Origin of the sequence: Vibrio sp. 779(2023) (genome assembly GCF_033344285.1) — a bacterium.
In the GTDB taxonomy this organism is placed as follows: Bacteria; Pseudomonadota; Gammaproteobacteria; order Enterobacterales; family Vibrionaceae; genus Vibrio; species Vibrio alginolyticus.
In genome coordinates, this window is sequence record NZ_JAWPOM010000011.1 from 48,675 (window position 1) to 63,910 (window position 15,236).

Annotated in this window: 12 protein-coding genes; 4 read left to right on the forward strand and 8 right to left on the reverse strand. The window is 45.7% G+C overall.

Annotated features, from left to right (window positions below; all coding sequences use genetic code 11):
• Window position 1: 1 nt before the first annotated feature.
• The 4 genes from R8O70_RS14845 to R8O70_RS14860 form a co-directional block, all read right to left on the reverse strand.
• A complete protein-coding gene (locus tag R8O70_RS14845) occupies window positions 2-1,741 on the reverse strand; it encodes an ABC transporter transmembrane domain-containing protein (protein WP_258624289.1) in 1,740 nt (579 codons plus the stop codon).
• Window positions 1,742-2,012: 271 nt separating this feature from the next.
• Window positions 2,013-2,504, reverse strand: coding sequence for a type II secretion system protein (locus R8O70_RS14850; protein ID WP_005377704.1), 492 nt, complete (start codon window positions 2,502-2,504; stop codon window positions 2,013-2,015).
• 204 nt (window positions 2,505-2,708) lie between these two features.
• A complete protein-coding gene (locus R8O70_RS14855; protein WP_151514754.1) occupies window positions 2,709-4,052 on the reverse strand; it encodes a sodium/glutamate symporter in 1,344 nt (447 codons plus the stop codon).
• Between the two features lie 425 nt (window positions 4,053-4,477).
• Window positions 4,478-5,356, reverse strand: coding sequence for a LysR family transcriptional regulator (locus R8O70_RS14860; RefSeq protein ID WP_158173872.1), 879 nt, complete (start codon window positions 5,354-5,356; stop codon window positions 4,478-4,480).
• A 103-nt stretch (window positions 5,357-5,459) separates the two neighbouring features.
• On the opposite strand from R8O70_RS14860, the gene R8O70_RS14865 reads away from it, so the two are divergent.
• Entirely contained in the window at window positions 5,460-5,747 is a 288-nt protein-coding gene (locus R8O70_RS14865; RefSeq protein ID WP_213966933.1) for a putative quinol monooxygenase, read from the forward strand.
• An 11-nt stretch (window positions 5,748-5,758) separates the two neighbouring features.
• Window positions 5,759-6,736, forward strand: coding sequence for a Gfo/Idh/MocA family protein (locus R8O70_RS14870; protein WP_017820639.1), 978 nt, complete (start codon window positions 5,759-5,761; stop codon window positions 6,734-6,736).
• A gap of 83 nt (window positions 6,737-6,819) precedes the next feature.
• Here R8O70_RS14870 and R8O70_RS14875 read toward each other — a convergent pair whose 3' ends face one another.
• On the reverse strand, window positions 6,820-7,506 hold the full coding sequence (locus R8O70_RS14875; RefSeq protein ID WP_005377694.1) for a DNA-3-methyladenine glycosylase I: 687 nt from the start codon (window positions 7,504-7,506) through the stop codon (window positions 6,820-6,822).
• Between the two features lie 86 nt (window positions 7,507-7,592).
• Here R8O70_RS14875 and R8O70_RS14880 point away from each other — a divergent pair, with 86 nt between their 5' ends.
• Complete coding sequence (locus R8O70_RS14880; protein WP_005377692.1) at window positions 7,593-7,787, forward strand: hypothetical protein; 195 nt, start codon at window positions 7,593-7,595, stop codon at window positions 7,785-7,787.
• Between the two features lie 85 nt (window positions 7,788-7,872).
• Here R8O70_RS14880 and R8O70_RS14885 read toward each other — a convergent pair whose 3' ends face one another.
• From R8O70_RS14885 to R8O70_RS14895, 3 genes are read right to left on the reverse strand one after another with little or no spacing between them, the layout of a single operon-like run.
• Complete coding sequence (locus tag R8O70_RS14885) at window positions 7,873-10,683, reverse strand: Hsp70 family protein (RefSeq protein WP_318184231.1); 2,811 nt, start codon at window positions 10,681-10,683, stop codon at window positions 7,873-7,875.
• 55 nt (window positions 10,684-10,738) lie between these two features.
• The gene (locus R8O70_RS14890; protein WP_188015189.1) at window positions 10,739-12,703 is read right to left on the reverse strand and encodes an Hsp70 family protein; all 1,965 of its coding nucleotides are present in this window, start codon (window positions 12,701-12,703) and stop codon (window positions 10,739-10,741) included.
• On the reverse strand, window positions 12,703-13,335 hold the full coding sequence (locus R8O70_RS14895; RefSeq protein ID WP_213892626.1) for a DUF2760 domain-containing protein: 633 nt from the start codon (window positions 13,333-13,335) through the stop codon (window positions 12,703-12,705). Before R8O70_RS14895 ends, R8O70_RS14890 begins: the two co-directional genes overlap by 1 nt.
• Window positions 13,336-13,626: 291 nt before the next feature.
• On the opposite strand from R8O70_RS14895, the gene R8O70_RS14900 reads away from it, so the two are divergent.
• A complete protein-coding gene (locus R8O70_RS14900) occupies window positions 13,627-15,168 on the forward strand; it encodes a sensor domain-containing diguanylate cyclase (RefSeq protein WP_005377686.1) in 1,542 nt (513 codons plus the stop codon).
• The last annotated feature ends 68 nt before the right edge of the window (window positions 15,169-15,236 follow it).

A 15,236-nucleotide genomic window follows, 5' to 3' on the forward strand; every position in this document is an offset into this window, starting at 1 on the left:
ATTATTCCTCCATCGCCTGCTCTAGTTTCTGATACTCGAACATCTCGGCGTACCAGCCTTTATGCGCTAATAACGCGCTATGTTGCCCACGTTCAGTAATGTGTCCGTGATTCAATACAATGATCTCGTCTGCTGCTTCCAAAGCGGTGAGGCGGTGCGCAATAACGATTAGGGCTTGATTACGGTAGTATGTTTCTAAATTCTTAAGGATTTGATGTTCGGTCCGTCCATCAACAGCGGAAAGTGCATCGTCCAAAACCAACACTTGAGCATTCAGCAGCATAGCGCGTGCTATCGCAATACGTTGTTTTTGCCCGCCGGAGAGTGTAATGCCTTTTTCACCAACTTCGGTTTGGTAGCCTTCAGGAAACTTCTCAATGTCGTCATGTATACAGGCTAACTTTGCTGCTCTATAGACTTCTTCTTTCTCTGCATTAGGGTTGCCTAAGGCAATATTGTCGAAGATAGATTTGGAGAATAGAAACGGACTTTGGTTAACGACAGCAAAGCGGTTTCGCCACTGTGGAAGTAGGGCATCCTTGATCTCGACATCACCGAATTTAATTGAGCCGTTTTCTAAATCATGTTGACGAAAAAGTAGTGTTAACAGGGTCGATTTTCCGCTTCCTACAGGCCCTGCAACTCCCAACATTTTTCCGGGTTCAAGTTCGATGTTTACTTCCGTCAAAGCGGGCGGTAAATCACTAGACCAGTGGAAATCGTCGATATCAATTTTTAACGGAAGTGGTTTATTTTCTATTGGCTTATTACCACTGATAATTTCTGGCTTTTCATCAAAGATCTCTTGTAGTCGGTTCCATGCGGCAGAGCCTCTTTCTAAAATGTTAAATAGGAATGCGAATGCCAGCATTGGCCATATCATCAACCCTAGATACATCGTAAATGCGGTCAGATCACCAAGCGTGATCTCACCTTTATCAACAAGGTAAGCACCAGCAGCGACACTAAGAAGGAAAGAAAGACCGATGGTTAACTGAATTACCGGGTCAAATCTAGCATCGACTCTTGCGACAGCGATGTTCTTTTCGCCAGTATCATCCACAACCTCTTCAAAACGTTGCTGCTCTTGGTTTTCTAATCCGAAAGCACGCAGCATTCGCACGCCATTAAGTGACTCTTGTGTCATGTCTGACATGGTAGAAAAGGCTTCCTGAGCGACACGAAAGCGTTGATGTAGGATACGCACAATAAAGAAGATGATGATGGCAAGAAATGGCATTGGAAGAAGCGCCATTACGGTGAGCTTCCAGCTTACTTGCGTTACCATAATGATTAAAACCGCAATACCAGTGATCAAAGAGTCTGCGGCGGTTAAAACCCCTTCGCCGGCTGTCATAACGATATTACGCACATCATTAGTGCCACGAGCCATCAGATCCCCCGTCTTGTAACGTTCAAAAAAACGAGGTGGCTGTGTCGATAAATGCCTATATAGACGGTTACGTAGAATGGTCCCGAGCTCCCAGCTTGCGCCGAAAAGCCAAATTCGCCATAAGATGCGACACCCATAAATAGTAAAGATCAGTACAGTTAACCCTGAGAGCCATAGAATCAGCGTATTTGTATTTAAAGTGTTGTCTACGACGCCATCAACTATGATGCCAACTGCTTTGGGCGGAACAAGCTGTAGTGCTGATATCACAGCGAAAAGCAGAATGGATCCGACATAGTGCCTCCACTTTTGTTGGAAATACCAACGTAGCTGCCAGAATATTCTCATTACGCCTCCCGCTTTAAATTATTGAATTTGTTATAGAACTATTATTGAGCGAAATGATGAGTTTACAAGCACAAGTTATAGGCGGGTTTAAAAACGATAGATTGTTTCAATTATAGCCATGTGTCGGCGCAAATTACTGGTTTTATCTCTATGAGCTAACTGTGCTACGACATTATGTGAAATAGTTGTTAATGGTGGTTTTGGAGCCATTACCTTGCAATAACGATGAAGACACTAAAAGTAAAAGTGTTACTGCCACTCTATATGGGAATTAGCAATCGTCAGTTTGTATTTTGTATTTCACTTGGCCACCAGGAGTTTCTGGGTAGTAAACTTCGACATAACACATATGTTCTGGACCAACAGGCTTGTTTGCAAAACCAATAAGGAAGTAGGGCTCGTCTGGGCTATCTACCCCATACCAAGTGTTAATAGTGAGTTGCGGATCAAAGCCTGCTAGCTCTTTTGCTGGAATAACATTTTTGATAAATCCAAAGTAACCAATTAGGTCGTTATGGCCGTCATTATCTAGATCAATGTTATATTGTATGCCGCCATCTACTGTCTCTTGAGATTGAATCACTGCTTTGGTGTAGACAAAGTTGTTGGCGGTCATGAGTGCTTCTCTGGCTCCATATAGAACCGCCACTCTGGCATCTTTTTGTAAGCCAAGAAATTTAGGAAATGCAACGACGCTTACAATACCAAGAATGATGATGCACACAATGAGTTCAATAAGAGTAAATCCTTGAGAGCGACGCACAGCCTTTCTCCATGTTTTAGAAACGAATAGGCGGCTATTCTGATATAGAAACTTTCAGGTCAAGTATTAAAAAAGAATGATAATAAGAGATCGGGATTGCAAATCTCAAATATAAAACAAGTTGCTTATTTTCAGGATGAGGAGTGATTTTGATAAAAACCAAGGAATGAACTCGAGAGGATAAAATCCTCCCGAGTAAAGCGACTAAGATTCGTGTGTCAGAGCACTGCGGTTACGTTTAAAAATGAATCGCCAAATAAATAAGACAATTGCGATGTAACCTAATCCTACACCAAGCGCTTGCCAGTGCATGCCGTTATACATCGCGATTGGCATCAAAGAGATGATGAAGATGTCAGTGATTGAGCCAGGGACATAAGCGATGGCGTAATCATCAAGCACCTTGCTACGCATTTTTGGATCAACAATACGAAGCAAGGCAATACCCATGGCAACCGTACCGGTTAACCAACCCCAAGAGAAAATGCCTTTCTCGAACCAATCTTCGCCCATGATACGTGGGGCAACCCAGAAGATTAGCCATAGTGTGAAGGCGATACCACCAATTGCAAGCACTACCATCGGCATTAAATACTGGGCTAAGACGGTAATCTTGATGGCTGAGATACCAAAGATAATCAAATAATCGGTACTGATGCCCGCAGCGTGTTTGAATGCACCGTCACAAAGATAGCGTGAAGCTTTCGTTTGTTTCGCGATGATTCGCACAAGCATGCCGCCAAGGAAGCCGGTTACGAACGTAGGGATTTGTACCTTATCGTGGAAAGAAGATAAGTAGTTAGCCGCTACATACGAGAAAGCTGTTACCACTACAACCAACGCCGCGTGAATCGCAAAAGAATCAACCGACAGGGAAGACATGGTGTCTTTCATTACCGGTTCTTGATCAACAGGCTTAACAAGGCCTTTGCGTTCGTGTTCATCCATGCTGTCGAAGGTCGTAAAGCTACGAATCCAACCCATCTTCAATGCGAATTGCAGCATGAGCATGCCGACAGAAATTGAAATGAAAATACCCACGGTTGCGAACGTTAAGCCAAGTGTGAAGCCATCTTCCCAGCCAAGCCCCGTGAAGATTTCACCAACAACAGAGGCTGAACCGTGTCCGCCCATAAAACCCGCAGACATTGTCACACCAAAGCCAGGGTTAATCTCTGGCCAGAAGATGGTTGTGAGAACTAGACCAAACATTGCCGCAAACAACCACTGAGAAACAGAAGCGATTTGGTTAAACGCCCACAATGAGCCAGCACGCTGTGCGACGGTTTTAGGTGATGGAACATCCGTTGCCAGACCTAACGCAGAAAAAAGTGCAGCAGTTAATAGGCTTGCGTTAGCGGTAAACGTATCGGTCCAAGGCAGTACGTCTAACAGGGCTGGTCCAAAAATTAGACCGAATAATCCTGCGAGAACCGCCGATGGAATGTACATACGCTGTAGTAATGGCGCGTGAACGCGAATGACTTTTGCCAAAATCAATAGTAAGCCAGCGATGGCTAAGTCAGTCAGCATTAGACCTTTAGGCATCTTATCCTCCAGTAAATGCAGTCAAGGGGTAGCGTCCTTGTGACCTACCTTGAATAAAAATCTCTCTCAAGCCAAAAAGCCACATACGTGACTAAAAGCGTTGAGAAATCAATGTCGTTTTCATAAGCAAAGGAATGTGCTTATGCAATTTGAAATGAGTGTAAATGTTGTGATTGCACACGAACAGGAAGAGAAATTAGATTAAATTTCTCGATATTTTTTGATAGTTCACTCAGGAAAGGCGGCAATCCTAGTCACTTTGTCAGAGCAATGCAATTGGTGTGAATCAATAAATTATGCCTAGTTAATGGGTGTCTCTGACTAACAACATGAAAAATAAAGACAATTAACAAGCAATAATATTTGTCATATCGACAATAAAAGTTAATTAAATGGTTAAATTGTCGCCGATTTATGGGGTGACGTTATGGATTCACATGAGAAAGAATAAAATCGACCAAGGTACGGTTTTTAAGGGAAAGCTGTTTTGAACGGTAAAGCAGGTGGATCGATTTTGGCTTGGGAGCATGTTGCTGGAGAATTTCTACCAAGGCACCAGATTGGATTTCCTGCTCAACTAAGATCTTTGGTTGCAGAAGAACACCAGAGCCTTTTAACGCGGCGAACTTAAGTACATCGCCATTGTTAGACGTTAATCGGGTGTTGCTGTTTCCAAAGGTATTAGATGGCATGTTCACCACTTGTTGGCTTTCTCCTTGGTGATACTGAAACCCCAAACAATGATGATGTTCAAGGTCATCAAGCGATTGGATAGGGGCATGTTGCTCAAGGTAAGAGGGTGAGGCGCAGTAAGTCATGTGGTATTCACCCAATTTTCTCGCGACTAACGACGAATCGACCAACTCACCGATTCGAATAATCACGTCAGCTTCGCTTCGATATGGGTCAATCAAATTGTTGTCCAACATCAGCTCAACGTTCAAATCGGGAAATTCAGCTAAGAAGTCAGCCACGATAGGAGCAATGACCTTTTTGCCATACGTGACAGGGCAGTTAACTTTTACAGTTCCGGTTGGACGGTTGATCAGCGTCTGGATCAGGTTCTCTGCGTTGGTGATGTCTTCAATAATGCGGTGGCACTCTTGGTAGTAGAGTCTACCGGCTTCGGTCAGGGACTGTTTACGCGTGGTGCGATGAATCAGCTGTGTACCTAAGCTTTGCTCAAGAAAGCTCACGTGCTTGCCAACCATGGTCGGTGAAATATCAAAGTGGTGTGCAGCATTACGAAAGCTGCCGTGTTCGACCACGTAAGCGAAAACTTTCATGCTTGTTAATTTATCCATTGCACACCCAGAGTTGATAAAGAAATAACTAAAGCAGAGTTTATCAATCAAACGAGGTTAATTACAGTGGGCGTATGATTAAGAATGGAGAAAGAGATCCATCATGAGCGAGACGATTTTTGTTACCGCCGAACTGAAAATGAATGGCGATAAGCCAAGACAACAAGTAGTTGAAGCCATTGAACAATTTTGCCTTGATATGCAAAGCGAAGCGGGGTGCTTGCAAGCGAATGCGACCTACGATTCTAAAGATCCACAACGTGTGATTCTTTGGGAGCGATATGAAAACCGCGCCGCGATTGAAGCGCATTTTGCTATGCCGCATACACAAGCGTTTATTGTGGCTGAAATGGCAGAGTTAGTTCAAGCATTCGAAACCCAAGCTCAATAGGAGAGGCGAACATGAAATGGGGTATTTTAGGCACAAGCTTTATCTCAGGTGTCATGGCTGAGGCAATCCAAGGCGATGACAAGAGTGAACTGTACGCGGTTGCTGGGCGTTCGGAGCAGAACTTAAAGACATTCGCTGAGCAATATGGCATCGAGAATACGTTCAACGATTACGATGCGTTGATTGCCGATGAGCAAGTCGACATTATTTACATCGCATTGCCAAATCACCTTCATCATGACTTTATCGTTAAAGCGGCAGAGCAGGGAAAAGCGATCCTGTGTGAAAAGTCACTGTCGGTAGATATGGAAAAAACCGAGTTGGCACTAAAAGCAGTCGAAACGCACAAGGTATTCTTTGCTGAGGGTTTGATGTACTTACATCACCCATTGATCAGCGAGTTGGTTTCTGTGCTTAAATCGGGAGAGATTGGTGAACTTCGCTCCATCCACACGTCTTATATTGCGTCGATTGCGCAGTTTGTTAATCCGGACAGTAAAGGTGCTTTGTATAACTTAGGTTGCTACCCAATGTCATTGGTGCATTTGGTGGTGAAAACCATGTTGGGTGAACAAGCCTTTGGAAACCGCTCTATGACGGCGATTGGTCGACGAGGTAACGATGGGAATATCTGTGAATCGAGTTTGATGATGCAATTCGGTGAGCAACAAACGGCGAGCGTACACACCGCCGAAGATCATGGATTGAAACACCAATTCACTATTCTGGGTAGTAAAGGCAGTATTACGTTAGACTCGAATCCATGGCTACCAACGCAAGACAACCAGTTTAGTGTGGAAATTTACGAGACGTCGAAGCGCGAGGTGTCTGTATCGGCAGCTGGAGACGCTTTCTTCTATCAAGTGCGCAATATTCGCCAAGCGGTTGAAGCAGGGCGTACATCGTTAGAGAACCCTTGTGCAACATGGGAAGACTCTCACCGTATTATGCAGCTACTGACTGAGTGGGAATCACTGGCTTCAAAGTAAGTCTGTACTTGAACCAATGAACATAAAAACGGCGCACTAAATCCAATATTTGGTGCGCCGTTTTGTTTTGGGTTCAGTCTCTGTTAAATGCGATTATCGCCGGTGCTGAACGCAATGATTTGGCTGATCTCAGACAGGCTTCTGCCACTTTCTTGCTGCCATTGAACAAACGCTTTGTTGGTTGCATCGAGCGATTTTTTCGTATCTTTGCCACCTTCAATGATCTTGCAATTACGTAGGTAAGCTTCAACGTCGCTAGACAAGATGAAGGTATCAACGCCCATTTGACGCAGTGTGTAAGGGCCAGTATTTCCGCCTAGGCGATTGCCGCGTTTCTTCAAATACGCCCATAGGTCGGTGATTTTCTCTTGCGGCCAATCGGCAACCATTTTGCCAAACGAGCCGTATTCGATTTTTGCTTCGTGGATCATACGAGCATTAGCAGGAATCGACATGACTTTAGTGAGGTGGCGAATGATGCGTTTGTCGGTTGCTTTGGTTTCCCATTGCTCGTCTGACAGCATCAGCAACGGCTCAATTTTAAATCCGAAGAACACTTCTTCGAAGTTCGGCCATTTGTTGCGAACCACGCTCCATGAAATCCCACTTTGGAATACCTTCATCGAAAAAGCGGCCAGCCAACGGTCATCGGGAATCGCAGCCAGTTCCTCTTTGCTTAGTGGATGAGACAAAAGCGCTTCAAGTTGATCTTCACCACCTTTACGCTCGGCAGCGCGCTGATAAATCGCGTCAAATTTTTCGATACTCATAAAAGAAGTTAGTCCTAGTTTATGTCGATATTTGCGAAACATACTACGCTTAAGTGGCTGAATCGTAAATTGATGGAGTGTCACAAATGAAGAAGGTCACATTAACGTTTGTCGGGGAAGGTTCGGATCGTATTGCGGAAAAATTCTATGCGTGGATGACGGACGGTGGGTTAGAAGACAGCATGATTGAGAATTTATCTGACCGTGAAATCTCAGTTGTTGGCATCAGTGATATGGATAATGAAACGCGTGATGTGGTGATCAATACGGAAATGAACTAACGAGTCGTCTTTCGTCAGCTATTAGAATCAGATAAAACAAAGCCCTTCACGAGAAGGGCTTTGTTGCGTTTAGAAGCGTGAGAGCCTAGTTATTTACCAGTGTCAGACCGCTTGGTAGTGCATCACCGAAGATACGCTTCGATTCGCTCTCAGATAGCTCTTTGACTTCTTCAACCAGTGATACCCAAGATTCAGGTACCTTGCTTTGCTTCAACTTAGCCAGTACCTGCTCACGGTAGTCGTCTGAGATATCGAATAGGCGGTCGCCCGTCTTACGACAAATCATTACGGCTGCGAAAGCGATCATTGGCTCTTTCTGCCAGTTCTGCTCTAGCAGCTTAGGCAACCACTGTTCCGCTTGTTCACGAGGAACGACGTTATGCTGACTGCCATATAAAGGCGTACGTGATGCCAAGCGACCCATTGCCCACCAGTGTGCTTGTTCAAACTGGTTATGGTTGATGGCTTTGCTCAAGAACCACGTTGCCAATAGAACTTTGTCTTCGACTTCTAGATGCTCCAGAGAGGCTGACAAACGTACCATCGACTCGTAACCCATATCTTGTGCCGCTTTGGCGGATTGTGGGTTTTTCATCGCACCAGGATGTAGGTATTTCGCGATGTCCGCCAAGATGGTCTCTTGTTGCTCTTGGCTCAAGCCACCTGCAATACGACGCCAGAACACCCACCAGTCGGTCCAACCTTGATGGTTTTTGAACTGAATATTTTGTTGATACAGTCCCCAAACTTGCTCAATACGCCATGAGTCGGTTGGATCGCCAAAGCCAGGACGCAGTGCAAAACCTGCCAAACGAAGCCAGTTTTTCTCGTGTTGTTCAGAACGGCGACGACGCTTACGACCTTGTGCAAAGGTATCGAACAGTTGACGTAGGGTCGTGAAATCCCACTCGTCACGTTTGCCAAGTTTCTTCTCAAGATCTTTGGCTAAGGTTTTGATCTCTTTGCTTTCTGCACTTTTCTTGTTACCGCTGTAAAGGCGAGCGATCAGCTCCTTACATTCGTTCAGTTTAGGGTGAAGCTTAACTTGCTCGCTGTCATCGGTTTGCTTGTTACGAACTTCGAACTCGAGCTTCCAACGTTTGCTGTCATCTTCTGCGCTGACACATTCCATCTTAAGCGTGCCGACTTCAGTCAACTGACATGCCAGTTGTACTTCTACACGCTCTTTCTGGTTGGCTTGTAGCTCGGCGCCTTCACCTTCAAGAGTGGTGATATAAGGCGGCAGAGGAGCAAACAAGTCAGGATCAACGTCAACCATCACACCGTTTTGAATGGCGGTGTTATTGGTTAAGGTGTCGTGGGTAGAAGTCAGCAGGTTAAAGCGAACAGGCTCACCTAAGGTAAGCGAGAAACGACGACCACTTAAGCGGATCTCGTGTCCTTCTTCTGTACCTTTTGCAAGCAAACAGAGCGCTTTGCCTATCTTGTTCTTCTCTTGAAGGTGCAAGAAGTAAGAACGCGCTGCACCGCCACCAATTTTAAGCTGCGCACCACGACGTGCTTTACCAAATGCAACAGCACCCAGGGCAACAGACCAATCTGGATGTGGGTTATCTAATACCGTAACCGGAGCGCCGCGCCAATCGGAAAGGAGGGTAGTGACACGCTCAGTCACAAGCTCACTGTTGAACACACCACCGTTGAGTAGCAAACCGACTGGAATGGCATTTTGTTTGTCGTCTTCAATGCCAAGAGCGGCACGAGCAACTTGTTGGTGCTGAGTTAAGAACTCGGCTACGTGTTTGCTAACAGCTGGGTCAGCAACGTATGGAAGACCAAACTCGACAACGGCGCTGCGGCGTTTGTCTGGTACTTCACTGAAATCAGAAAGCGGGAAGAAGCCATCCAAAGCGATTTGGTGCACTTCTTGTTTGCTCAGCCCAATACTCTTTGTTCCGCCAAGAAGTTTCGAGCCGCTGCCCAGCATGGTGATCTTCACTTCTTCAGGTGCACTCGCTGAAAGCAGGTTTTCTTTCGCCTTGCGAGTTTGCTGAATCAGCTTAGTCAGGCTTGCTGCAGTGAGCTTCTTACTTTGGTTGAAGCGGCTCTCTGCAAGGTGCGCTAATGCTAAGTCGAGGTTATCACCACCAAGCATCAAGTGCTCGCCAACACCAATACGATCAAGGGCTAGTTCATCTTGAGAAGAGAAACTTGCTTCAATCAAGCTCAAGTCGGTAGTACCACCGCCCACATCACAAACCAGAATCAGCGGTAATTCTTTAAGTTCATCAGCTGCGGTTTGCTGGTGGCGTGCGTACCAGTCGTAACATACGGCTTGTGGCTCTTCGAGCAGGACGATTTTCTTTAAACCAGCCAGCTGTGCAGCTTCAAGCGTGAGTTTACGAGCGGTTTCATCGAACGACGCTGGAACTGTCACAACCACATCTTGGTCTTCTAGCTTATTGCTAGGATGACGGTAGTTCCATGCTTGGCGAATGTGGTTGAGGTAGCTTGCGCTGGCAATGACGGGAGATACTTTATCTACATCTTGTGCACCAGCCCAAGGAAGAATGTCTGAGCTACGATCCACTGCTTGGTGCGATAGCCAGCTTTTAGCACTGGATACCTGACGTCCTTCCACCTTAGCGCCTAATTCACGAGCCCATTCACCCACGATCACATTACTAATGTCGCCAGATACAGGTTCGTTTTCCCAAGGGAGTGTTAGGTCAGAAGGGGAGATTTGACCAACCGCAGGGTGATAGCGGAAAGAGGGCAGCAATGGTTTACGAACCACTTCACCCGGCCCAATCAATTGGTCGATGTCGAATAGGGATACTTCGGATTGTTCAAGGTTGTCGGTGATTTCACAATACGCCACCACAGTGTTTGTGGTGCCAAGGTCAATACCAACAAGAAAACGAGGAGATGCCATACAAACCTTCGTGTATTTAAAAACGGCACCCGATTGGATGCCGTTTGATTTCTATTTATTCTTCTTCGTTTGAGTTGCTTTTCGCGTCTTCGCGCACATCGAACTCAACATGCCATTTTTGACCGTTATCAGCGGCAATGGCTTCTAAGTAAAGCGTACCAAGCTCTGTGACGCGAGAGGCTAGGGTTACTGGAACCACTTCACCTTCACGACGACCTTCAGATACAGGCAGCGTTACTTGGATTTCTGGAAGCTCTTCAAGCTCTTCTGGCGCCCAGTAGTCTAGGTGAGTACCTGCTAGGTCATCACGACGAACCGTTGAACCGAAGAATTGGAAGTTAACCGGCTGACCGATGATCAAACCAAACTCTTGGCTTGGTACGTCAACGCTTGAACCTTCTTCCATACCAAATGGTGCAACACAAAGTGCTTCCATTGGAGGCGCCATGCCCGGAATCGCTGGCATCGCACTTTCGATACCTACGTAGTAAGCCGAAGCAATACCACCACGGATACGAACGCCTTGACCACGACGTACAGAGCCGTAGTAAGCCGCACCGCTTGCTACAGCAAGGTCTAGATCCACACCTGTTAGGCGTTTTGCCATTTCAGCATCTGCTTCAATTAGCCATTCGTTGATCGTGTCTTCTAGACGAGTTGCTAGAAGTTTCGATTTCAGGACACCACCGTTGAATAGGATTGCGGTTGGCTTGATGAAGTCAGCTGATTGCGCTGCATCCGCACCTGGCATACCAGGCATGTTAGCGAATGGGTTGAAATCTTGAGCTGCTGCTTCTGCGCCATTTCCTGAAGTAGAAAGAGCATTGGCTTGCTTAGACAAGAACGCAGCAATGTGACGAGTGATGCCTGCATCTTGTGCGTAAGGCAGACCCATTTGCGTTAGTGCACCACGGTTACGTTGAACAGGGTGATCGGTAATCGCAACTTGAGGGAAGAAGCCGTCAACCAGTGTTTGTTGTACTTCTTCTTGAGTCAGTTCTGTTTTCAGCGTTGCACCAAGCAGTTTAGAACCACGGCTTGGTACTACGATTGGCACTGACTGAAGTTCGCTGTCGTTCAGTAGCGCTTCTTTCGCGTCACGACATGCGTGCGTCATCGCCTGAACTTGCCATGGCTGTAGCTCTTTGCCTTCTTGCGCTAGCTTCATCTTCAAGCGGTACGCAAGTGCAAGGTCCATGTTGTCACCGCCAAGTAGGATGTGTTCACCTACCGCGATGCGGTTCAGAGTTAGGTTGCCGTCGTCTTCAGTTACTTCAACCAAAGAAAGGTCGGTTGTACCACCACCGATATCGACCACAAGTACGATGTCGCCAACTTCAACTTCGTCGCGCCATTTGTCGTTGCTGTTGTCGATCCAGTTGTAAAGCGCAGCTTGTGGCTCTTCTAGAAGCGTTAGGTGCACAAAACCAACGTTGCGTGCTGCTTCTGCTGTTAGATCGCGAGCAGCAGGATCAAAAGAAGCAGGAACCGTAATAGTCACGTCTTGATCGGCAAGGTTGTGATTTGGATTGGTGTGATTCCAAGCGTCTTTTAGGTGCTCTAGGTAAAGCTCTGTCGCACGAAGAGGGGATACTTTTTCCACTTCTTCTGGGCTACCTGCTGGTAAGAAGGCATCACGACGATTCACACCTGCGTGGCAAAGCCAAGATTTCGCACTTGCAACAAGGCGAATTGGTGTTTTTGAACCTAGGTTACGTGCAATTGCACCAACTAGAGCTTTTGGCTCGCTCGACCACGGAAGAACGCGTGATTGCGGGTTCATTTCGTGCTCGTGCGGCTGGTAAAGGAAAGAGCCTAATTGGCTGCGAGTCTCTACCGTGCCCGGCGCAGTAAGTTGCGGGATAGGCATTACTTCAACGCGAGCGTCTTCGTCGTGAGTATCAACAAAAGACATGACACAGTGTGTTGTACCTAAGTCGATACCAACACTGAATTTTGGCGTCTGTTGAGTTTCAACAGACGCTTCTTGAGAATGGTTTTCTTGGTTCATGTGTTCCATTACAGCTCAACCTCAGCTGGAGCGATCACAGATGCATCGTAGTTCTCAGCCAGTTTAGGCAACGTCATTGATGTTGCTTTCCAACCTTTGTGAACTAGCGTGCCGTTGAATGGCGCGCTGCCTGTTACGTTACCAGTTAGGCGGATTTCTTGTGGGTTGAAGCCTTCTTCAACCGTAATGCGAGTTTCTTCGTCTTCGTTACGAACGTGCGCTAGCGTCACGTAGTCGTTCAGTACTTTCTGACCGCCAGTGTGGATTACGCGAGCGGCTGCGCCTACTTCTTCATCAGAGAATGACGTTAGGTCTTCTTTTAGGAAGTCAATCAGGCGAGCTTCTTGTTGCATGATAGAAAGCAGCTGCATTGCAGAGTCTGTTGATGTGGTTGCAAGTTTTGATTCAACTTCTACAACACGCTCTACGACTTTCTCTACTTCCACTACTTTTTCTACTTCAACGATCTTCTCAACTGGTTTCTCAACCTCGACGATTTTCTCGACTGGTTTTTCTACCACTTTCTCGACCACTTTTGATTTGCGCGACACTGCAACTAGAAGAAGCAAAACGCTCGATGCGGTTAGGCCAGCGTGAAGCATATCGAACGTTTGAGGAATTAGGTTCAAATCAATGTTCATGACGTTTTTTCTCTTTCTATTGATTTATTGGTGCTCAGTATTGGCTCATATTTGTTCACTAAAACGATCGTCTTTGCGATCTTGCACCAAGTTTAGACATTAAAATGATGACGGATGGTAGCATATTCAAGGCTTAAGGCTGTAATAATTCGTGACTATACCGTACGAACAGCGTGAAAAATCGACGATCAGACTCCCCAATATAGGTTGTTGCTTGATGTTTGTGCATTGCTAACGCAGTATTTCAATAGATCCCGAAGTTTAACTTACGGAAGTATCAAAAATTACGATATGACACAAAGCACCGCTCATAAGAGCTTTATAAAACGACATTCAGACTCTATTTTAGCTTTTTTGGCGACTTTATGTGTCACTGCTGGTGTAGTTGGTGCTGCTTATACAATGCAGCAACGGTATACACAGACGACGTTTGATACTTTAGCCGACCGACAAGCAGAATCACTTAAAGCAAACGTCGAGAATGATCTAAAGTTCATTGGTGCGGGCGCAAACTTTTTCCATTCGATTGAGCGAAGCTATTGGCCATCGTTTCCGATGTATGCGGAACAAGTGATTAACAGCTCGCGAAGTCTCATTGGACTTCAATGGATGCAAAAGGTCGAATTTGAAGATCTTGATGAACATATTTTAAAGACCCGTCAAAAATTTCCAAACTTCCAACCGTTTACCGTTCCTAAAGATGGTCCCAAAACCTACGGGTACATTTTTGAACACAATGAGCCAATTTTCATCGCGTCGGATATCTACCCAAGAACACCGGAAAACCTTTCTCTATTGGGTTTCTATTTTTCGCGCAAACGCTTCGATTTAATCTTGGATGATATTTCCGAAAATGGGCGAGCGAATGTCTCGGATAAAGTTCGCTTGCTGCAAGATGGTTATGACAAGTCCATACCTAAGACTGGGTTGCTGGTGTTCCATCCAGTGTTCGACTTCGAGAACAAATATTTATTAGGAGTAGTGACCGGTGTTATCCGAAGTACGGTTTACTTTGAGGATTTGATTACGAAAACCGCGACGGAGCTCGATATGTCGGTGCGCGTAGAAGATTTGGGATTCGACGCAGCAGATGACCCTGTTCTCTTTCAAAGTGCGAGCTGGGACAACATTCGAGGAACGGTTATAAGCCGGACCATTCAACTGCCTAACCGTGAATGGCGTATTGACTTTAAGCTTTCTGACGCAGTCTCAGCTTGGGAACGTTCTATTTTAGCGGGCACGACACTAGCCGGATTGGTAATCGCCTTTTTGATCAGTTGGATTGTGAATTTACAGTCTCGAGAAAAAGAGCGCTTAGCGGTCATGTTGGAGCTCAAAACCGTTGAATTAAAAAGAATGGCAGAGCGAGACCCTCTAACTCAACTACTGAATCGCCGAGCATTCAACGATCACTTGCTTAATCAGATAAACAAAGGTGTTAACTTCGCCTTGGTTGGTTTTGATATCGACCACTTCAAAGTGATTAATGACAAACACGGCCATTTAGGTGGAGATGAAGCGTTGCAACATGTCACTAAGCTGGTCAGTGCTAATTTAAAACCGGGAGATAAGTTTTACCGCGCTGGTGGTGACGAGTTTTGTATTATTTCTAAAGTCATTGATAGAGCAGTGCTAGAAGCTTACCTAGAAAAGTTACGGAGTGTTGTGGCAAGTACGGCTTTTGATTATGGTGATGCGTCAATCATCTGTACGTTGAGTATCGGTGCGGTTATCCATAAAGAAGAAGATCCTGAGAGCTTGTATCACAAAATGGACAGTCAACTCTATTTGAGTAAAAAAAACGGCCGTAATAATGTGTCGATCGGCGATTAAATGGGCGCACAAATTCGAGTTTTACGCCGTGTTACGATAGAATCGCACGCTTTAAATTTTTATGTTAG